Genomic DNA, 18,392 nt, shown 5'->3' with positions numbered 1-18,392 from the left:
CACACAGACAAGGAAGTTTTGGATTTGTTTTGAATTTTATGCTTTGTAATTAGAATTTTCTTCGGATTTCGGATTTCACCATTACCGGATTTCACCATTACCGCTGCTCTCTATCATCAAACAGCTTCAATTGATGGTAGTCTTCTTTTGCGTCAGTATCCGGTTCAGGCCTTCCGTTCTCTACTATCTTAACACCGATTACCTCATAACTGCTCAACCGGTTACCCCGTGCCTTCCATCCTTTGACATCCACAAGGTTATTCAGAGACGCAACTTCACTTCGTTTTTCTTTTTTACGTCCAAAACAGCACTGTATCTCTGCTTTAGGGTCTGCATCAGTTGTGACAACTGCCGGAAAACTGCCTTCACTTTCCCCAATGAATGAAAAGACACGGCCAACAACATCGGATTCTATTTTAAAACGTTTTATGTAGTAATTTTTCAATTCTCCGTCAAAATACACCGCTGTAATAATGGTTTCAGGGTTATATTTTTCAAGCATGTCGATCTTTTCATTATCATAATGATTTGTCAGTTCAAAGGTCGTCAACTCCAATGCGCCATCCTTGTATATCACCAGTATCCTGTCTTCCCCTTCAAATTTGCCCAAATATTTCCCCCGGTTTTCACCATTAAGCCTTCCAACCGTCTCGTCGTACCAGATATCAATCCCGCCGAGGGTAGAAGTTCCGGCTTTTTTATGAAGTATCTTGCGAACCGGATATTTTGTAAGCCTGTTCCCGATAGAAGCACGTCCCTTTACGGCAAGTCCGGCGAAGTCATAGTCAAATGTCAGTTTGCGGGCAGCGCTTTTCGTGCTGAGGGCAACCGTTACTTCCTCTGATTCGCTGTTTGGGTTTGCGCTGAAATAAAGCACCTTTGAGCCTTTTTTCCCCTGCGACAGGTCGTAGGATTTATCGTATGTAATGGAAGTAACTGCAAAACGTTTCACATAAGCAGGACCGTCTTTCCCATCCTGATATATCATGTGGTATATCATGCGTGAGTCGTTTTTTTTCCATACCTGGGCATGTATAATATCTTTCCCTACAAATGCCTTTTCAGATACCCGTGTAACCAGAAAGGTACAGTCCGACAGGAAAACAATTACGTCGTCAATATCAGAACAATCGCCAATGTACTCTTCTTTTTTGAGGCCATAGCCTATAAAACCATCCATCCTGTTCATATACAGTTTTTGATTGGCCTGGGCAACCTGTGCAACCTGAATAGTTTCAAAGTTACGGATTTGTGTTTTTCTTTCCCAGCCTTTTCCGTATTTTTTAATCAAATTTTCAAACCAGGCAATGGCGTAATTGGTAAGATGCTTTAAGTCGTATTCAACCTGTTTGATTTCGCCTTCCAGCGCCTTAATAGCCTCGTCGGCTTTAAAGGAATCAAAGCGGGAAATGCGTTTAATTTTTATTTCAGTCAGACGTACGATATCTTCCTCATTTATTTCGCGTTGAAAATGTTTTTTATAAGGTTTCAAACCTTTATCAATAGCGGCAATTACCCCTTCCCATGTTTCACATTCTTCGATGTCCCGGTAAATGCGCTTCTCAATAAATATTTTCTCCAACGAAGAAAAATGCCATGCTTCCCGCAATTCGCCAAGTTTAATCTCCAGCTCGCGTTTCAAAAGGCCTACGGTATGTTTTGCAGATATTTTCAGGATTTCATTCACACCGAGAAACCTTGGTTTTTCATCTATGATGACGCATGCGTTGGGCGATATGGATATTTCACAATCAGTAAAGGCATACAGTGCGTCAATAGTGACGTCAGGAGAGACATTTGGCGGGAGTTCGACAACAATCTCCACATCCTTTGCGGTATTGTCCACCACCCTTTTGATTTTTATCTTGCCGTTTTCACTTGCTTTTACAATGGAATCCATAACATTCGCCGTAGTAGTCGTGTAAGGAATGCTGCGGATAACCAATGCTTTCTTATCCAATATCTCTATTTTTGCCCGAACGTTGATTCTGCCGCCGCGCAACCCTTCGTTATAATTGCTGAAGTCCGCCATCCCCCCAGTAGGAAAGTCCGGCAGGAGATTTACTTCTTTCCCGCGCAGCGTGTCTATTGATGCTTCAAGCAATTCGATGAAATTGTGGGGCATAATCCTTGTAGCAAGACCTACGGCAATACCTTCAGCGCCTTGTGCCAGCAGCAACGGAAACTTCATTGACAAAAGCACCGGCTCTTTCTTTCTGCCGTCATAGGAAAGCTGCCATTCGGTGGTTTGATTGTTAAACGCCACTTCAAGGGCGAATTTTGAAAGACGCGCTTCGATATAACGAGGCGCGGCTGCGGAGTCGCCTGTCGAAATATCACCCCAGTTACCCTGCGTCTCAATCAGAAGGTCTTTTTGTCCCAGATTAACCAGCGCTTCTCCAATCGCGGCGTCTCCATGCGGATGATACTGCATGGTGTGGCCGATAATATTGGCTGCTTTATTAAAGCGCCCGTCGTCCATCTGTTTCATCGAATGCAAAATACGGCGCTGAACGGGCTTTAATCCGTCAAGCAACGCAGGAACCGCCCTTTCCAGGATTACATAGGATGCGTATTCAAGAAACCAGTTGCTGTACATTTCCGAGACATGAAGCGCCTCATGGATGACGTTATTTTCTTCAGTGGGATTTTTGAGCATTTTATTATTATTTTTATTTTTAACCATACTCTTAAGCTAAATTCTTCTCAACGGACAGGTTTTCGATAATAAACGTTTGCCGGTCAGGGGTATTTTTCCCCATATAGTAGCTCAGCGTCTGAACAATTGAATCTTTTTGCCCAAGCACTAAAGGCTGCAGACGAATATTTTCGCCAATAAATTGTCCAAATTCATTTGGCGATATTTCCCCTAAACCTTTAAAACGCGTTATTTCCGGATTTTTACCTATTTTATTAATCGCCTCCAGTTTCTCCTGTTCGTTATAACAATACATTGTCTCATTCTTATTGCGAACACGGAACAGCGGTGTTTCAAGTATATGCACATGCCCGTTCTTCACTAAATCGGGGAAAAACTGCAGAAAGAACGTCATCAACAGCAGGCGGATGTGCATACCGTCAACATCTGCATCAGTAGCAATAATCACGTTATTGTAGCGCAGGTTTTCAATGCCGTCTTCAATATTCAAAGCGTGTTGGAGCAGATTAAATTCTTCGTTTTCGTAGACCACTTTTTTGGTTAATCCAAAGCAGTTAAGCGGTTTGCCCCGCAAACTGAAGATGGCCTGAGTCTCCACATTGCGCGCTTTCGTGATTGAACCGCTCGCCGAGTCCCCTTCTGTAATAAAGATAGCGCTTTCGTAACGTTGTTCATTCTTTTCACTATTGTAGTGTATGCGGCAATCGCGCAATTTTTTATTATGGAGATTTGCCTTCTTTGCCCTCTGATTTGCCAGTTTTTTTATGCCGGCGATTTCTTTGCGTTCCCGCTCAGACTGCAGGATGCGCTTCAAGAGCTTTTCTGCAACATCATTATGCTTGTGCAGATAATCGTCCAGTTCTTTTTTTACATAATCGTTAACAAATGCACGAATGGAAATGCCGTCCGGGCTGATATTAATCGAGCCTAGTTTTGTTTTCGTCTGCGACTCAAACACCGGCTCCTGTATGCGCACACTAATAGCGCCGGCAATGGAAGCCCTGATGTCAGCGGCGTCGAAATCCTTTTTATAAAACTCGCGTACCGTCCTGACTATTGCTTCACGGAAAGCGGCAAGGTGAGTACCCCCCTGGGTTGTGTGCTGTCCGTTCACAAAGGAATAGTACTCTTCGCCGTACTGATCGGCATGGGTAAAAGCAAATTCAATATCCCTGTCGCGGGAATGGATAATCGGATACCGCAGGGTCTCCGGGTCTGTTTTACGGGTCAGCAAATCAAAAAGGCCATTTTCGGAATGGATTTTCCTGCCATTAAAGTCAATGGTCAACCCGGCATTTAGGTAGGCATAATTCCAGATTTGATTCTCAAGAAAATCGGGAATAAAACGGTAATTTTTAAATATAGTCTCATCAGGAGTAAATTGTATCAATGTCCCGTTTCGATGGCTGGTCTTTTCAACCGGGAAATCTTTCGTCATATTGCCCCGGGAAAATTCAACGGATTTCGCATTGCCGTCACGGAAAGATTGCACCATGAAATAACCTGATAACGCATTCACCGCTTTCGTACCAATGCCATTCAACCCTACTGATTTCTGAAAAGCCTCAGAATCATATTTACCGCCGGTGTTAATTTTGGCCACGCAGTCGAATACTTTACCCAGCGGGATGCCGCGTCCATAATCGCGCACCGTAACCTGATGTTCACTGATTTTAATCTCTATTGTCTTTCCGAAACCCATCACATGTTCATCAATAGAGTTATCAACCACTTCCTTCACCAGCACATAGATGCCGTCATCCATGGACGTCCCATCGCCAAGCTTACCAATATACATCCCCGGACGAAGACGGATATGTTCCTTCCAGTCCAGCGATTTTATATGTTCTTCCGTGTATGCTGACTTCAACATGATAAATCCTTTAAAAAAATATGACTGCTACTCTGCCGGTTTAAACAGATACGTTGGAGATTTACGAATTACGATTTACGATTTGAATTTTGGGATTTGGGATTTTTTTAATCTGTGTAATCGTTCGACTGAGCTCACGACGAAGTCTGTGAAATCTGTGGTTTCCTTTTTATTAATTCATGATTTACACATTTGCCTAAGCAATTCCCCGGGAATGCTTATATCGGTAACGACAACCTCTCCGGTATGATTTGGCCCTTCTCCCAGATAAAATCCTTTTTTGCCTGCTGCAAAAGTTACCGTTTTTCCCGCCTTTATTGCAGCCCCCAATACATTGCCGGTATCACAATCTAATCCGGAGGGTATATCCACTGATATGATTTTTTTCTTCAGTGTATTTATCCCACTAATCAATGTTGTAAATGGTTCACGCACCTCTCCGGACAATCCTGTGCCAAAGAGCGCATCAATGAGCATTGTAAAGTGTTTCAGATTACCAATGGCATCATTTACCGCCTGAAGATCAATATATTCTTTTACCGGTATCTTCATATTCAGAAGTATGCGCAGGTTTATACCGGCGTCGCTTTCCTTTGGAATATCCGTTGTTTTTGCAAAAATAAATACTTCAACCGGAATGCCTTTATTAGAAAGGTGTCTTGCTGCAACAAAACCATCCCCCCCATTGTTGCCCTTGCCGCATACAATAGCTATTTTTTCCTTCTGCGGGTCATCGGTTTCTTTCACCGCCTCCTCTGCCACATTTCTGCCTGCATTTTCCATCAGGAGCATCCCGGGAATCTGATATTCCTCAATAGCTTTCCGGTCAAGTTCTCTCATTTCTTCACGGGTCAACGACTTCTTCATCTTAATACACCCTCAACAAATTCGTTGATCCGGGCATCCCTACCGGTACGCCTCCGGTAATCGCAATGGTTTCATTTTCGACGATGTATCCTGCTTGTTTTGCCGCTTCTATTCCTTTTTTCATCATATCATCGGTATTTTCCATTGATTCGGTAAGAATCGGTATAACACCCCACACCAATGCAAGCCTTCTGTAGGTGCATACCGAAGGAGTTACCGCAAGGATTTTCTGCCGCGGGCGATACTTTGAAATAAAACGAGCCGTACTTCCCGATTGGGTACAGGTGATAATCGTATTCATGTTTAATTCATTTGCAACCTGACACGTTGCTATGCTTATGGCGTCAGTAATAGTGGTACGGTTTTCCGGTATGCGAAATTTTTCAAATGTATTGCTTTGCGTTAAATCAGGCTCAATTTGTTTCGCAATCTTCGTTAGCATGAGCACCGCATCGGCAGGATAGCGCCCTATTGCCGACTCTTCTGAGAGCATTACCGCATCGCTTCCGTCAAGAATCGCATTTGCGACATCGGTAACCTCTGCCCGTGTGGGGCGATAGTTATTTACCATTGAAGCCAGCATTTGCGTTGCGGTAATCACCGGTTTACCGTATCTGTTTGCAAGCCGGATAATCATTTTCTGAACGGAAGGGACCCTCTCCAGTGGTATTTCAACCCCAAGATCTCCCCGTGCAACCATAATTGCATCCGCGGTATTCACAATTTTTTCTATATTATCTACAGCCTCGTGCTTTTCAATTTTCGCGATAATTGGGATCGTTTTGCCTTTCTTCTGCATAAGGTCCCGCAATTCCATTATATCCTCAGCGGTTTTTACAAAAGACATCGCTACGTAATCAACCCCTTGCTCTATTCCAAATTCCAGGTCCTTTTTGTCCTTTTCCGTTAATGGGGATATCGGTAAACTTCGTGCAGGAATATTAATTCCCTTTCGGGAGGTCAGTACCCCTCCCACAATTACCTTGCAATGAACATTTCTATCATCCTTTTGTATGACTTCTACTTCTATTTCGCCGTCACTTAACAGAAGAGTATCGCCTATAAATACATTCATGGGTAAATCTGAATAATTGATTGATACAACACGCTCATTCCCTTCGATATTCCTGGTGGTAAGGGTAAAGGTATCGTTTGTCTTCAAGGTAACCGCGTCGCCGGAAAGCATTCCAATTCTTACCTTTGGCCCTGACAAATCCTGGAGCACGGCAACGGGTTGCATTAATTTTTCCGAAATGGCGCGAATATGGGCAATACACTCTTTGTGTTGTGACAGTTCGCCATGAGAAAAATTAAGACGCGCCACATTCATCCCGGCGCATATTAACTGTTCAATCATGGCCGAAGAATTACTCGCCGGCCCAATGGTGCATACTATTTTTGTTTTTCTGTAATTATTCATTTTTCACAATTGTCGAATTAGTTTAGTTTTTCAAAAAACTAAAATGTTACCCAATTATCATATTTCACAATTAAATATTTTGACAGAAAGTGCAAGGAAATAACTTTTAAGTGGGTTGTAATTCTACCTGTATTTCGAGCAGGCAAAAATTGTTACTTAATCTCTAAACACAGGTCTCATATTTATTTTCGACATGCTATCTTCATCCTTTTTTTCTTTTTCCCGCTCGCATTCTCTTGCTCTCGCCTTTTCAAGTTTTCTTTCAAGCATTTTTCCAAGTTCCTTTTCTTTTTCCAGCTCTTTTTGCAATTCCTGGATAATTAAGGACGACCGCATGTATTCGCAGATCAGACAAAAATTTATAAATAAGCTTATATAAAAAACAATATCTATCATTCCCTCTTCTTTCTCATCTCTAATTGGTCATTGGTCTCTCGTCTTTCGTCATTCGTCTCTCGTCCCTCGTCATTCGTCTCTCGTCAACTGCCGACTGCCGATTTTAGATTGTAGATTGCCGACTAAAGAAGTCTTATGACACAACCCCTTTATCCCTCAAACTTACATAACATCCATTCCCTACAATAATATGATCCAGGACTTTTATGCCTACAATATTGCCCACTTCCTGAAGCCTCTGTGTTATTTGTATATCTTCCTTGCTTGGTTCAGGGTCGCCGGAAGGGTGGTTATGCACAAAAACTACAGATGCGGCAGATTCTCTGATAGCAGGGTTAAATACCTCCCGCGGATGCACAATACTGAGTGTTAAACTACCAATGGAAATAGTCAATTCTTTTATAATCCGGTTTTTATTGTCTAATAATGTAATAAGAAAATATTCCTGCTTCTTTTCCCTCAACCTCTCGTGAAAATGATGGAAAATATCGCTGCTTTTTTTAAATTGTTGCGCCGTTTTTACCGGAATGGTAGAAAATCGTCTCGCAATGGCAAGCGAAGCCTTGATTTGCGCTGCACGGGCAGGGCCTATGCCTTTCACCTTGCATAGTTCACCTATTGAAATAGCACTTAATGCCCGAAAATCACCATAATCAGAAAGTAGTTTCTTCGCTAAATCAACGGCGCTATATTCCTGCGTTCCATCGCGGATGATGATACCTAAAAGCTCCGCATCGGTTAAATGTTCTTCACTGCCCTGGATTAGCCTTTCACGGGGGCGTTCGTTGAGAGGCAATTGTTTTATTGTAGGGCGTTTACTTTTTTCCTGCATTTTTTTGTATATGATAACTTTTCAATTATTCCGGCCGGCAAAAATGAATGGACATGTATTTTAGTAACACTTTAGTTTTTTGAAAAATTCCAACAATCGCATTGTCCTAAATGCGTTCACATCCAAACGGGCAAATGCTTCGCCCCTACTTTTTCAAAAAACTAAAGTGTTACGTATTTTAAGTGAAAAAATATTTGATTACAAAACAGTGACGGTTTATAGTAAAATCAGTCTTGTTGTTTGTATATAACAACAACCATCACGCTTCGCAAGAACTATTTTTCAGGAGTTCCTATGCATAGTAACACAACATTTACCGCCATTGCCCACCGGCAACATAGTGACGAACGGCACAATGTTTTAATAAAAGAAGCCTTGTCCCTCGGCTGTGAACAAGCCTTTTTTATACACCCCGAAGTGATAAGCATTGCACGATGGGTACAATTAAAATGTAAATACGGCTGCAGCGAATACAATAAAAAACTAACGTGCCCCCCGCATTCCCCAGCTTACGATGAAATGAAAGAGATTCTGAAAGAATACAGCAATGCATTGCTCTTGCATGGCCACCTAAGCTGGCAAATGAGATATATGATAACAAAAATCGAAGAAAAGGCTTTCTCCCTGGGATTTTACAAAGCTTTTGGACTAGGAGCAGGCCCATGCCAATTATGCGAACAATGCGATGCTGTTTCAACATGCATTCGCACGGAGGAAGCCAGGCCGTCAATGGAAGCATGCGGCATTGATGTATATCAGACGGTAAGAAACCTTAATCTTAAAATAGAAACACTCACGAGTAAAACCGACGAAGTGAATATATATGGTCTCGTTTTGTTAGAATAAATTACAGGGAAGGGAGATTACTATGCTGTCAGAAATTATGAAAAAAGCCGTAAACCTTGGTTTTGGCGCAATGCTTGTAACAAAAGAAAATGCAAACGAACTCATAGAAGAAATGGTGAGAAAAGGCGAAATCCAAAAGGATGAAACCCTCGCGCAAGTAAAAGAAACACTGAAGAAAATCCTTCCCAGCAAAGAAGAGATTGAAACGCGGACGGAAGAATTGGTAGAAAAAATACTCCACAAGCTTGACATACCGACACGGCAAGAACTGCAGGAAATGCAAAAAAAACTTGAAACTATTTTGAAAGAATTAGAAATCAAGGAAAAGAAGTAAGGGACTTGGAATTTTCTATTCTATGAGTAGCAGTCGGCAGTCTACAATCGGCAGTCGGCAAATTGCAAATTGCAGACTGTAGACTAGGGTGGCACGGACAAACCCTGTTTGTCCGTGTTGAACTCTCACTCCGTTGTCTATGAAGCATCCATTTTGAAATGTGGATATGCAACGACGGCAGGGGCGAAGCATTTATCAGTTTAGCTATGAACGCATTTATGACAATCTGTAGCAAATGCTTCGCCCCTGTTTTTGCAATTACAAAGCATTGAGCAAATATTACAAAACCACTGACAAACAAGGCTTTTCAGTGCCACCCATTACGGAATAATTGCTTTGTCTCAATTTGAAAAATCACAAACTGTCAACCTTTTGAGTATAACTTCATGCCAATCAGAAAAATTCGTCAAAAAATCAGAGATATTCACCGCCTGAACAAAATCATGAGGATTCTGGGCAAGCACGGGTTCGGCTTTGTTATTCAACGGCTCCATCTGGAAAACTATGCCTTCGGCAAGGGCGTTATCAAAAACCGTTTTTTCAGATATTTTGCGGAAACACAGGAACCCCGCGCTGTTCGCCTTAGAAAGGTGCTGGAAGAACTTGGCCCTACTTTTATAAAATTTGGACAAATCTTAAGTGTCAGGCCGGATTTAATCCCCTTGGATCTTTGCGAAGAACTGAGCAAATTGCAGGACCGGGTACCGCCATTTCCTTATGAAGACGTCAAAAAACAGATAAAAGACTCTTTTGGGAAATTCCCCGAAGAGTTATTTTCTTCATTTGACCCCGTGCCATTCGCTGCTGCATCTTTGGGACAGGCACATAAAGCGCGGCTTCACACAGGTGAAAATGTGGTAATAAAAGTACAAAGGCCAAACCTCAACAAAATAATTACCACAGATATGGATATCCTTAACACGTTTGCCCAGCTCGCAGACCGGTATATGCAAGATATAAGGGTTCTAAACCCAATCACCATTGTCGAGGAATTTTCAAAGGTTATCAGAAAAGAAATAGATTTTACATACGAAGCGCACAATATGGATAAATTCCGGAAGAATTTTAAGGACAATAAAACCGTGCATATCCCGAAAGTATATTGGGATTACACAAAGCCAATGGTGATGACTACTGAAGAAATACAGGGGATACGGCTGAATGAATACCTGCTTCAGCCGCACACTATTGAAGAAAAAAAAGCCGTTGCGGTAAATGGGGCAAATGCCGTGCTTCAGCAAATATTCATTGACGGTTTCTTTCATGCAGACCCCCATCCTGGCAATATTTTTGTTCTCCCCAATAATGTTTCCGCCTTTATCGATTTCGGGATTGTGGGCAGGCTTGATGAAGATGCCCGCAATGCAATCATTATTCTGCTCATAGCAGTATCTAAAAAAAATATACCCGGCATTATCAAGGCTTTAGAACTGTTAGGGGCAATTGATGAAGAAAATCCCACCCGCGATCTAAAAAATGATATCAACGAATTTTTAGAACGCCATTACGATATCCCGTTAAAACAAATAGAAGTCCCTGCAATGTTACACCAGGCTCTCGATTTAATGACACGGCACAAACTAAAAATCCCCCCCCAGTTTCATCTTCTCTTTAAAACATTTGCCACCATAGACGGAGTTGCCAGACAATTAGACCCTGAATTCAACTCCATACTTCATACAAAACCATTCGTAGAAAAACTTGTGCATGAACGCTATGACCCAAGGCGCATATTTAAAGATATAGAGATGTATTCCAATGAGTTGATCGAAATTTTAAAGTATATTCCAAAAGACGCCTTTGAAATCTTAAGGAAGATTAAAAAGGGGACATTAAAAATAGAATTTGAACATCAAGGCCTTTCAAGATTTATCGCTGAAATGGACAAATCAAGCAACCGGGTTTCATTCAGTTTAGTTATTTCCGCCCTTATTATAGGCTCTTCCCTCATTATCATGGCCAATAAAGGGCCTTTCGTGTATGGCTTTCCGGCACTGGGTATACTAGGATTTGTATTTGCGGCTATCATGGGAATGGGATTGGCGGTAGGCATCCTTAGATCAGGCCGTTTGTAAATTTTGTAAATACTGTATTTTCCAGAAGGATTTTTACTGCCTTGGATGAACTTATTGATTCCTTTATAAACTATCTTCTTGTTGAATGTGGTTCAGCCATGAACACCATTCATGGCTACCAAAGCGACCTGCAGCTTTTCATAAAATTCTTATTAAGTAAAAATATTCATGATTTCAACACTATCCGTCCGAATGTTATAACAAGCTTCATTATTTCTGAAAAACAACGGGGACAATCGGTAAACTCTGTTAACCGTGCAATTGTTTCAATTCGCATGTTTTATAAATTTCTTATCCTCGAAGGAAAACTGCAAAAAAATCCCCTTGTATCCCTCGACAGTCCAAAACTATGGAAAAAATTACCTTATGTATTGCCGATACACAAAATCGAAGACCTCCTTTCCTCCGCGGACGTCAAAACAAAACTAGGCGTCCGGAATAAGGCCATTCTAGAACTACTCTACGCTACCGGTGCAAGGGTATCTGAAGTAGCCACAATATCGCTGAACGGAATAAACCTGGAATATGGATATATAAAATGCAAGGGCAAAGGTTCCAAGGAACGAATCGTACCTCTTGGAAAAAAGGCGTCCATCGCCATCCAGGAATATTTGACGACCGTAAGGCCGCAAATCAAAGACAGCCAGAACAGTCATTATTTATTCTTATCGAGGACGGGACGGCCATTACGGAGAGAAAACATCTGGCTTATTGTAAAAAACTGTGCATTAAAAGCGGGAATTACCGAAGCTATTTCTCCGCACAAGTTGAGGCATTCATTTGCAACACATTTGCTGGAAAACGGGGCAGACTTACGGGCTGTCCAGGAAATGCTGGGCCATGTAAGCATCTCTACTACGCAAATATACACCCATGTGAACAAACAACACCTTAAAGCCATCCACCAAAGATTTCATCCACGTGCTTAAACTTAAACAAACCTAACGTTCACCCCTTAAATTTAACTGCTTCTCCATGATATTATTTTTTCATACTGAACACCCAATAATTAAGGGGGTAGCTTAAGCGATTTGTCAGCAAAACTTTTTCATACACTGTTTCAGGTGCAATGTAATGTCTGCTCCATTAGGCCAACATCTGGTGCCTCCGTCTATTATTGCTTTCATAAAGAAATTAATATCATGTAAAGGTTTAAATATTGGCCCTTTTTCTAAATACTCAGATTCTTTTTTGTGCTAAATTTCTAATGAAAAAAAGAGGTTAACACCCGAACAGAGAGTAAAAATAATTCGCGAAGTATCTGACAAATTTTTATTAGAGCGGAACCTAAACCTTAATAATAAAAATAATTGCAATTTTCTTCGTTTTTTGTTTAACTACCACTCACTCTTAAGGAAAAACCCTTTTTCTATCATTTAATCTTCGACTTTGTCAGCAGAGGAGAGAATCCTGTGCAACAAGCTCGCTCCATAATAAAAAATTCTGGGAGTGCAAACGAGCATCCAGCAGACGCCTCGAAGTCGGGTCATAAGCCGAAACTACCGGGCTGTCTTCGTGAATCTTTTCGCTCTCGTCATTACAGCAGACGCACGGAGCAGACTTATTGTCATTGGGTCAGGCGGTTCATCTTTTTCCATAAGGTTTGTCATCCTGCGGAAATGGCTGAGCCGGAAATCAACGCCTTTCTCACCCATCTCGCCGTGAAGGAAAAGGTGAACGCCTCCACGCAAAACCAAGCGCTTTCAGCCTTGCTGTTCCTATATCGCCACGTGACAGGTCGTGAAGTCGGAGATCTTGGCAAGGGTAGCATCATACCCACGAGACAATTCTTCAGTTACTCCTTTGCTACGCACTTGCTTGAGGCCGGTTATGATATTCGCACCATACATGAACTTCTTGGCCACAAAGACGTCAGCACAACGGTGATCTACACCCATGTCTTGAACAAAGGCTGTCACAGTGTCCGAGGTCACGTTGACAGGTTTTAGGCCGGTTTATACAGTCTGTATAATCATTGTTATACGGTATAATTAAATCATTGGCATCCAATAAGGTTACTGGCTTTTTGAAAATTTAATTTAGACAAGAGTGTAATGGATAAAACAAAGATGGCATATTTTAAAGATGAAGATATTCTGCATATAGTTATCTCTGAGGAAAAAAGACGCAGATAGCATTGAGTTAAGCCCAAATATTACGGCTGAGTTGAATGAAAGCGGTGAATTAATTGGCATAGAAATATTAGAGGCAAGTTCTTTTCTTCGAGATTCAATATTGGAATCATCACAAGCTGAAATACTTAGATGTAAATTAAGATAAAACAGGAGATAAAAACTATGAAACAAATAACAGCAACAGATACCCTTGCATTATCAATACCTGAAAGAATTCAACTTGTAGAGGACATCTGGGATACTATAGCAAAAGAACCGGAAGAAATAGAATTAACCGCGGAAGAAAAAAGAATCATAGATGCACGGTTGGAGGCTTACCATAGAAATCCTGATTTGGGCTCTCCGTGGGAGGATGTCTATAAAAGAATTGTGAGTAAGCAATGAAATACAGGGTTATTATCAGACCCGAAGCTGAAGATGACTTGAAGGAAGCCTTTTCTTGGTATGAGGATAGGAGGGTAGGTTTAGGACACGACTTCCTCCTGCAAGTTAATGCAGGACTTAACTTCATCGTGAGAAATCCAGAAATTCATCCGCTAGAATACAAAGTGGCAAGAAAGCACATCATCAAAAGGTTTCCGTACAAAATCATCTATTTTGTTGAAGAAGAAAAGATAATAGTTCTTGCGGTGCTTCACGGTAAGAGAAGACCGGATTTATTGAAAAAGAGAATAGACAACATCTAACAAGTTGCACCACCCGACCGCTATTCCGCTGGTGCTCCATAGCGGCAGATGAGCTTAGCCGTTGTGGTAACGACGACAATTTAAGCTAAAAGGCCTACAGAAGGGGTCGAATCTTTACCATTGACAAATATGTAATTGATAAAGATTTGACCCCATACCTCTTATGTAATGGATGGCCCCACATTCCCTGCCCCATGCGTGGTTGGCCTTTTTTAAATATTGACAATGGAATTGCGTTGTCTATAATGCACGCACTATTTTACCCTATAACCCTTTACATATTTAATAAGGACAATACTTATGAAAAAAAGTAACCATATTTTTATCTTTTCGATAGTGCTTTCATTGTTATTTGGTTTTGCTTTTCCGTTATTTGCGCAAGAAGGCACAGGTAAACCATCAAACAAGACGGTTAACCAAAAGATCGGAAAACTCCAAATACCGTTTATTGCCAATGAAGGGCAGATGGATGAAAAGGTTAAATTTTACGCCAATACCTTTGGGAATATAGGGACACTTCCCTTATTTTTCCAACAAGATCAAGCAAGTGATATGGGAAGTGTCCCCTAATTACCTAAAAATAAGAGGAGGGATTGATATGAAAAAAATAATGATATTTTTAATATTGATGGTAATAGTTGCAATTCCTATAACTATTGTTTTTGCAGATGATATTGATGTGTTTGATAGAATTACAGAAGATTTAGAATTGGAAAGCGTCCTCGTTAAGGCTGGTGAGGGCATAACAGAACGTTATGATATTGAAACACTTGGAAACAAAATTCCACATCAAATATTGGCAACTGTTGAATCTGGAAGCTGGATATTTAATCTTCCTACCACTGCAATTGTTTATTTAGAACCCGATGATAAGGCAGATAATATTATTGAATATTGGGACGTGGCATTTGCGAATACAAAAAAAGGGGAAATTGTTTTCTATCGCACCATTGTTAATAATGATGTAATAGACAGAGATTCTTATGCATGGAATTTAAAAATTAAATGTAAATTAATACGTTATAAATAGAGGTTGGCATAAAATTGGTTGAACAACATTTTTTTAAATTTCTATGATAGTACCTTGCTTAATTCATTTAATTAAAATTTAATATGATGTCACCTTAATTGCCAAAGAAGGAGAATGAAAAATGTATAAAATATTTATTTGTTTAACAGTACTTTTTGTTAGCACAACAACTCTTTTTGCCGATAGGGTTAAAATTAATGATAAAGGTATTGTAGATGTTGAGTTTGAGTCTATTGAGATTGGTGCAGGTAGTTTTGACTCACAAATATTTATAATTGGTAACATAGAGTCTGAAATTAAAGGCGTTATGGGATTTGCAGATATTGGTGGTGATTATGGTAGTTATGAAAGACAATTGCCTATTACATCTACGTATAATAACGCATCACATTATTTTACTGTATCTTTGGCATACTCAGAATCAGACAAAGCAGTTATATACATCCGGGAATGCTGGAATAATTCAGATGAGGATTATGAATTTCCAGAACTGTATTTTGAATTAAGGTGGATGATATTAAAATAGAAAAGATTTGATATGGAAAAACAAAACTTGGTTAGCGACTATTACCTTTAAAACCAGTGGGTAACAGCGCTTTATGGTCACGTAAGCTTGAGGAATTTCTGCGGGTACAGGTTGCAAACCAATGTCATTAAGTTAAGGTTATTTGATTAAAAACAACTCCCTTTATCCCCATTTTTTAAAGGGGACTTTTGTTGCCGGTTGCTTAACTTAATGACATTGGGTTTCAGGTCACACCTTGATTAGTGATTATATTGTCGGCAAGAGAAGGCGATTTTGCTACCTCGTTTGTCATGACAAAACCATGGCGCATAGAAATTTGAAGGGGCATACTATCACATCTTATCACGTGGAAATGAGCTAAGGAATATTCTTACTGATAATGATGACCGTATTTCATTTCTGGAGATTTTGGGAAAGCGGTCGGCTGAACTTGATCATTATGTAATATGCTATTATAAACAACAATTTAGGAGGAACAATTATGATTCCAAAAGAACAAGTACTTAAAGCAATTCAAGATCTTCCACAAGATGCTTCTATTGAAGACGCTATGGAAAAATTGTATCTCATTTATAAAGTAGATAGAGGCATTAAACAAGCTGATTCAGGGCAAAAAATTTCTCATGAGGAAGCAAAAAAGAGAATGGAAAAATGGTTAAAGTAACATGGACAGATCAAGCTTTAGATGATTTGGACTCTATTTGTCTCTTTATTGCGCGTGACTCTATTCAATATGCAAAGTTGTTTGCAATTAGAGCATTTGAGGCAACAGATCGTCTTGAACTCTTTCCAAAATCAGGCAGAGTTGTTCCCGAAATAAATCGTGAAGATATTAGGGAAATTATATTAGGTAACTACAGAATTATTTATCGTATAGTTGCTGAGGAAGTTGAGGTTCTTACTATCCATCATGGAGCAAAACCCGTTGAATTTAATACCTGAATCTTGCACAAGAGAGAAAAAAAGAGCGCGCGAACAGAATTCAGGGGACACCGTACTTAATTACTGCGTCTATAATTAAGTACGGCATCCCCGAAATAGCAAGGGTGGGGCGTACCAGACAAAAAAAAGGCATTGAGATTGTGTCAATAATTAAGTATGGTGTCCCCTGAGTTTTATCCCATACTTAAATAAATTCAAATATGGCTCAAAGAGGAAAAGGCGATAGCGGGTCTTGCCGCTTACCTCTGTCTTTTTCATTATCACATTAGGAAAGTAAATTTATTTTCAAATTAGTTTACTTTAGCTTGAAAAAGTAAACTTATCAATATTTAAGTTTACTTTCCTTCCGGTAGTTTTATTTGGGATAAGTTGTTTTTTATCAAAGCATTAAGTGTGATTTCCTCCGCAATCTGTTTTTCTGGTTCTGTTTTTAAGGCAATAAACCTTTCAGTAAAATTAAAATCATCTTTATCATCAGGCAAGCCAATGTATCTGCATTTTCTTTCGTATATTGCTTTCATTTTCGTTACTGGCAGATGTAAAGGGTTACAAAAAACATGGAGTGTACCCGTGTCGAACCCCGGCAAAGTGATCCGGAGTTAGTTGTGCTGCCGCTACATTATTATCAGTATTTTTATGGCGCCCTGAACCTGTACTTTAGATTATGCCGTCCACTTGCCGGGTCAAATTCCCGCTGGACATCATCTCTTTCCTGACGGCCAAGACTGTTCCAAGTGGTTTTACTTCCCGGATGAGTAGTAGTATCAAACCCGTTCTGTGCGCTTATACCCACGAGATCGCTGAACCCGCGAATGTAGTTTCCTGTGCCATTACGTTCGCAAACAGGAGTTTGGGAACAGGTTAGCTTGGTCCTTCCCCGATTTACACCTAAATTTAAATGTCCGCTTTGGGTCGATAACCGTCATTCTGACCTTGTCGCATAACGTTTCGCATCAGCGGCTGGCGATTAGCCGGTACGCTGCATGCGTTTGTTAGCGGATATATCCTTCAAAGAACCCGATATGTACTTGTGGATGATACTGGATACCAGAGTTTGACAAGGAATGCCTTCTTCGGTTGCTTTTAACTGAATAGCTTTTAAATCACGGTTAGAAATTCTGATGTTTATTCTCTTGTCTTTACGAACAGTGTCTTTTGCCGCATTGACGAGTTCGCTTCTACGCTTCTTCGTGAGAACAGACTCAAACTCACCAGCCTCGACAGCCTTAAGGAGTTGCTTCTCTTCTTTACTCAGTTTTACATTCTTCATATATTATCTCCGATATAAATCTTTGTAAATTTTTTACTTGGAATAATGGTCTTGAGAAATATTTCTTCTTCATTCTCGACATATGGGACCAGATAGACGTAATTCTCGATCGCCACAATAAAAATTCGTTGATGAGAGTAGTCCTGGCTATTGGGATGTGCAATTTCATCAAGCAGTCCGCCGTTTTCAATATAAAAAACCACTTCCTCGAAGGATATTCCCCTTTCGCTGATCAGTTGCTCGTTTTTCTCTGCATTCCAATTGTAGATCTTCATTAGGCGGAGGATAACATAAATGTGTGCATTTTGTCATCAGAATTCATTCCGCTAACGCGGGCTGTTAAGCTGCGAGCATCGCAGGGGGTGTGGGGTCAAGGTATGGGGGTATATGGGGGGGGGAGGGGGGGTATGGGGCGTATGGAACCTATGGACGATAATGTATTTATGCCTGAAGCAAAACAATTAGACATCTAATAGTAATAATAACCGAAGAAAGTCGTGT

Annotated in this window: 23 protein-coding genes; 13 read left to right on the top strand and 10 right to left on the bottom strand. The window is 40.5% G+C overall.

All coding sequences use genetic code 11. The features are described 5' to 3' along the window. Positions 1–97: 97 nt before the first annotated feature. From ABJL82_RS05060 to radC, 6 genes are all read right to left on the bottom strand, one after another. Positions 98–2,686, bottom strand: a complete 2,589-nt coding sequence (locus ABJL82_RS05060; protein WP_347273635.1) for a DNA gyrase/topoisomerase IV subunit A — start codon at positions 2,684–2,686, stop codon at positions 98–100. Between the two features lie 4 nt (positions 2,687–2,690). Further along, on the bottom strand, positions 2,691–4,532 hold the full coding sequence (locus ABJL82_RS05055; protein ID WP_347273634.1) for a DNA topoisomerase IV subunit B: 1,842 nt from the start codon (positions 4,530–4,532) through the stop codon (positions 2,691–2,693). Positions 4,533–4,709: 177 nt separating this feature from the next. Further along, complete coding sequence (locus tag ABJL82_RS05050) at positions 4,710–5,399, bottom strand: NAD(P)H-hydrate epimerase (RefSeq protein ID WP_347273633.1); 690 nt, start codon at positions 5,397–5,399, stop codon at positions 4,710–4,712. 1 nt (position 5,400) lies between these two features. Further along, positions 5,401–6,819, bottom strand: a complete 1,419-nt coding sequence (gene pyk / locus ABJL82_RS05045; protein WP_347273632.1) for a pyruvate kinase — start codon at positions 6,817–6,819, stop codon at positions 5,401–5,403. Between the two features lie 156 nt (positions 6,820–6,975). Then, complete coding sequence (locus ABJL82_RS05040) at positions 6,976–7,215, bottom strand: hypothetical protein (RefSeq protein ID WP_347273631.1); 240 nt, start codon at positions 7,213–7,215, stop codon at positions 6,976–6,978. Between the two features lie 133 nt (positions 7,216–7,348). Further along, a complete protein-coding gene (gene radC / locus ABJL82_RS05035; protein WP_347273630.1) occupies positions 7,349–8,047 on the bottom strand; it encodes a DNA repair protein RadC in 699 nt (232 codons plus the stop codon). A 294-nt stretch (positions 8,048–8,341) separates the two neighbouring features. Here radC and ABJL82_RS05030 point away from each other — a divergent pair, with 294 nt between their 5' ends. The 13 genes from ABJL82_RS05030 (at position 8,342) to ABJL82_RS04970 (ending at position 16,621) form a co-directional block, all read left to right on the top strand. Beyond that, positions 8,342–8,893, top strand: coding sequence for a DUF2284 domain-containing protein (locus tag ABJL82_RS05030; protein ID WP_347273629.1), 552 nt, complete (start codon positions 8,342–8,344; stop codon positions 8,891–8,893). 22 nt (positions 8,894–8,915) lie between these two features. Then, complete coding sequence (locus ABJL82_RS05025) at positions 8,916–9,227, top strand: hypothetical protein (RefSeq protein ID WP_347273628.1); 312 nt, start codon at positions 8,916–8,918, stop codon at positions 9,225–9,227. 386 nt (positions 9,228–9,613) lie between these two features. Beyond that, positions 9,614–11,302, top strand: a complete 1,689-nt coding sequence (locus tag ABJL82_RS05020; protein WP_347273627.1) for an AarF/ABC1/UbiB kinase family protein — start codon at positions 9,614–9,616, stop codon at positions 11,300–11,302. Positions 11,303–11,343: 41 nt separating this feature from the next. After that, on the top strand, positions 11,344–12,231 hold the full coding sequence (gene xerD, locus ABJL82_RS05015) for a site-specific tyrosine recombinase XerD (protein ID WP_347273626.1): 888 nt from the start codon (positions 11,344–11,346) through the stop codon (positions 12,229–12,231). 504 nt (positions 12,232–12,735) lie between these two features. Beyond that, positions 12,736–13,251 carry a phage integrase N-terminal SAM-like domain-containing protein gene (locus tag ABJL82_RS05010; RefSeq protein ID WP_347273726.1) on the top strand — a complete coding sequence of 172 codons (516 nt, stop codon included), beginning with the start codon at positions 12,736–12,738 and terminating at the stop codon, positions 13,249–13,251. 163 nt (positions 13,252–13,414) lie between these two features. After that, positions 13,415–13,582 (top strand): DUF2283 domain-containing protein, encoded by a 168-nt coding sequence (locus tag ABJL82_RS05005; protein WP_347273725.1) that lies wholly within the window; start codon positions 13,415–13,417, stop codon positions 13,580–13,582. A gap of 17 nt (positions 13,583–13,599) precedes the next feature. After that, positions 13,600–13,821 carry an addiction module protein gene (locus ABJL82_RS05000; protein ID WP_347273625.1) on the top strand — a complete coding sequence of 74 codons (222 nt, stop codon included), beginning with the start codon at positions 13,600–13,602 and terminating at the stop codon, positions 13,819–13,821. Beyond that, positions 13,818–14,123, top strand: coding sequence for a type II toxin-antitoxin system RelE/ParE family toxin (locus ABJL82_RS04995; RefSeq protein WP_347273624.1), 306 nt, complete (start codon positions 13,818–13,820; stop codon positions 14,121–14,123). Before ABJL82_RS05000 ends, ABJL82_RS04995 begins: the two co-directional genes overlap by 4 nt. A 300-nt stretch (positions 14,124–14,423) precedes the next feature. Continuing rightward, entirely contained in the window at positions 14,424–14,693 is a 270-nt protein-coding gene (locus ABJL82_RS04990; RefSeq protein ID WP_347273623.1) for a hypothetical protein, read from the top strand. Positions 14,694–14,721: 28 nt separating this feature from the next. Continuing rightward, complete coding sequence (locus tag ABJL82_RS04985; protein WP_347273622.1) at positions 14,722–15,153, top strand: hypothetical protein; 432 nt, start codon at positions 14,722–14,724, stop codon at positions 15,151–15,153. Positions 15,154–15,274: 121 nt separating this feature from the next. Beyond that, positions 15,275–15,679 carry a hypothetical protein gene (locus ABJL82_RS04980; protein WP_347273621.1) on the top strand — a complete coding sequence of 135 codons (405 nt, stop codon included), beginning with the start codon at positions 15,275–15,277 and terminating at the stop codon, positions 15,677–15,679. A 481-nt stretch (positions 15,680–16,160) separates the two neighbouring features. Next, positions 16,161–16,343: a hypothetical protein gene (locus tag ABJL82_RS04975; RefSeq protein WP_099326740.1), complete on the top strand. Its 183-nt coding sequence runs from the start codon at positions 16,161–16,163 to the stop codon at positions 16,341–16,343. After that, positions 16,331–16,621: a type II toxin-antitoxin system RelE/ParE family toxin gene (locus ABJL82_RS04970; RefSeq protein ID WP_347273620.1), complete on the top strand. Its 291-nt coding sequence runs from the start codon at positions 16,331–16,333 to the stop codon at positions 16,619–16,621. The genes ABJL82_RS04975 and ABJL82_RS04970 overlap by 13 nt, the downstream gene beginning before the upstream one ends. Before the next feature lie 335 nt (positions 16,622–16,956). Here the strand turns inward: ABJL82_RS04970 and ABJL82_RS04965 are convergent, their stop codons facing one another. From ABJL82_RS04965 to ABJL82_RS04950, 4 genes are all read right to left on the bottom strand, one after another. Beyond that, complete coding sequence (locus ABJL82_RS04965) at positions 16,957–17,142, bottom strand: hypothetical protein (protein WP_347273619.1); 186 nt, start codon at positions 17,140–17,142, stop codon at positions 16,957–16,959. A gap of 113 nt (positions 17,143–17,255) precedes the next feature. After that, positions 17,256–17,414 (bottom strand): hypothetical protein, encoded by a 159-nt coding sequence (locus tag ABJL82_RS04960; protein WP_347273618.1) that lies wholly within the window; start codon positions 17,412–17,414, stop codon positions 17,256–17,258. A gap of 174 nt (positions 17,415–17,588) precedes the next feature. Continuing rightward, positions 17,589–17,891 carry a hypothetical protein gene (locus ABJL82_RS04955; RefSeq protein WP_347273617.1) on the bottom strand — a complete coding sequence of 101 codons (303 nt, stop codon included), beginning with the start codon at positions 17,889–17,891 and terminating at the stop codon, positions 17,589–17,591. Further along, on the bottom strand, positions 17,888–18,166 hold the full coding sequence (locus tag ABJL82_RS04950) for a BrnT family toxin (RefSeq protein WP_347273616.1): 279 nt from the start codon (positions 18,164–18,166) through the stop codon (positions 17,888–17,890). Before ABJL82_RS04950 ends, ABJL82_RS04955 begins: the two co-directional genes overlap by 4 nt. Positions 18,167–18,392 lie beyond the last annotated feature (226 nt).

This window comes from Candidatus Kuenenia sp. (assembly GCF_039794105.1).
Taxonomy (GTDB): Bacteria; Planctomycetota; Brocadiia; order Brocadiales; family Brocadiaceae; genus Kuenenia.
The sequence above is the reverse complement of the archived record's forward strand: the minus strand, read 5'-3'. Positions and strand labels throughout refer to the sequence as shown.

What these genes read in the sequence shown, in the direction of transcription:
- ABJL82_RS05060 (WP_347273635.1), bottom strand. Translation starts at nt 2,686, where the DNA reads ATGGTTAAAAATAAAAATAATAATAAAATGCTCAAAAATCCCACTGAA.
- ABJL82_RS05055 (WP_347273634.1), bottom strand. Translation starts at nt 4,532, where the DNA reads ATGTTGAAGTCAGCATACACGGAAGAACATATAAAATCGCTGGACTGG.
- ABJL82_RS05050 (WP_347273633.1), bottom strand. Translation starts at nt 5,399, where the DNA reads ATGAAGAAGTCGTTGACCCGTGAAGAAATGAGAGAACTTGACCGGAAA.
- pyk (WP_347273632.1), bottom strand. Translation starts at nt 6,819, where the DNA reads ATGAATAATTACAGAAAAACAAAAATAGTATGCACCATTGGGCCGGCG.
- ABJL82_RS05040 (WP_347273631.1), bottom strand. Translation starts at nt 7,215, where the DNA reads ATGATAGATATTGTTTTTTATATAAGCTTATTTATAAATTTTTGTCTG.
- radC (WP_347273630.1), bottom strand. Translation starts at nt 8,047, where the DNA reads ATGCAGGAAAAAAGTAAACGCCCTACAATAAAACAATTGCCTCTCAAC.
- ABJL82_RS05030 (WP_347273629.1), top strand. Translation starts at nt 8,342, where the DNA reads ATGCATAGTAACACAACATTTACCGCCATTGCCCACCGGCAACATAGT.
- ABJL82_RS05025 (WP_347273628.1), top strand. Translation starts at nt 8,916, where the DNA reads ATGCTGTCAGAAATTATGAAAAAAGCCGTAAACCTTGGTTTTGGCGCA.
- ABJL82_RS05020 (WP_347273627.1), top strand. Translation starts at nt 9,614, where the DNA reads ATGCCAATCAGAAAAATTCGTCAAAAAATCAGAGATATTCACCGCCTG.
- ABJL82_RS05000 (WP_347273625.1), top strand. Translation starts at nt 13,600, where the DNA reads ATGAAACAAATAACAGCAACAGATACCCTTGCATTATCAATACCTGAA.
- ABJL82_RS04995 (WP_347273624.1), top strand. Translation starts at nt 13,818, where the DNA reads ATGAAATACAGGGTTATTATCAGACCCGAAGCTGAAGATGACTTGAAG.
- ABJL82_RS04990 (WP_347273623.1), top strand. Translation starts at nt 14,424, where the DNA reads ATGAAAAAAAGTAACCATATTTTTATCTTTTCGATAGTGCTTTCATTG.
- ABJL82_RS04985 (WP_347273622.1), top strand. Translation starts at nt 14,722, where the DNA reads ATGAAAAAAATAATGATATTTTTAATATTGATGGTAATAGTTGCAATT.
- ABJL82_RS04980 (WP_347273621.1), top strand. Translation starts at nt 15,275, where the DNA reads ATGTATAAAATATTTATTTGTTTAACAGTACTTTTTGTTAGCACAACA.
- ABJL82_RS04975 (WP_099326740.1), top strand. Translation starts at nt 16,161, where the DNA reads ATGATTCCAAAAGAACAAGTACTTAAAGCAATTCAAGATCTTCCACAA.
- ABJL82_RS04970 (WP_347273620.1), top strand. Translation starts at nt 16,331, where the DNA reads ATGGTTAAAGTAACATGGACAGATCAAGCTTTAGATGATTTGGACTCT.
- ABJL82_RS04965 (WP_347273619.1), bottom strand. Translation starts at nt 17,142, where the DNA reads ATGAAAGCAATATACGAAAGAAAATGCAGATACATTGGCTTGCCTGAT.
- ABJL82_RS04955 (WP_347273617.1), bottom strand. Translation starts at nt 17,891, where the DNA reads ATGAAGAATGTAAAACTGAGTAAAGAAGAGAAGCAACTCCTTAAGGCT.
- ABJL82_RS04950 (WP_347273616.1), bottom strand. Translation starts at nt 18,166, where the DNA reads ATGAAGATCTACAATTGGAATGCAGAGAAAAACGAGCAACTGATCAGC.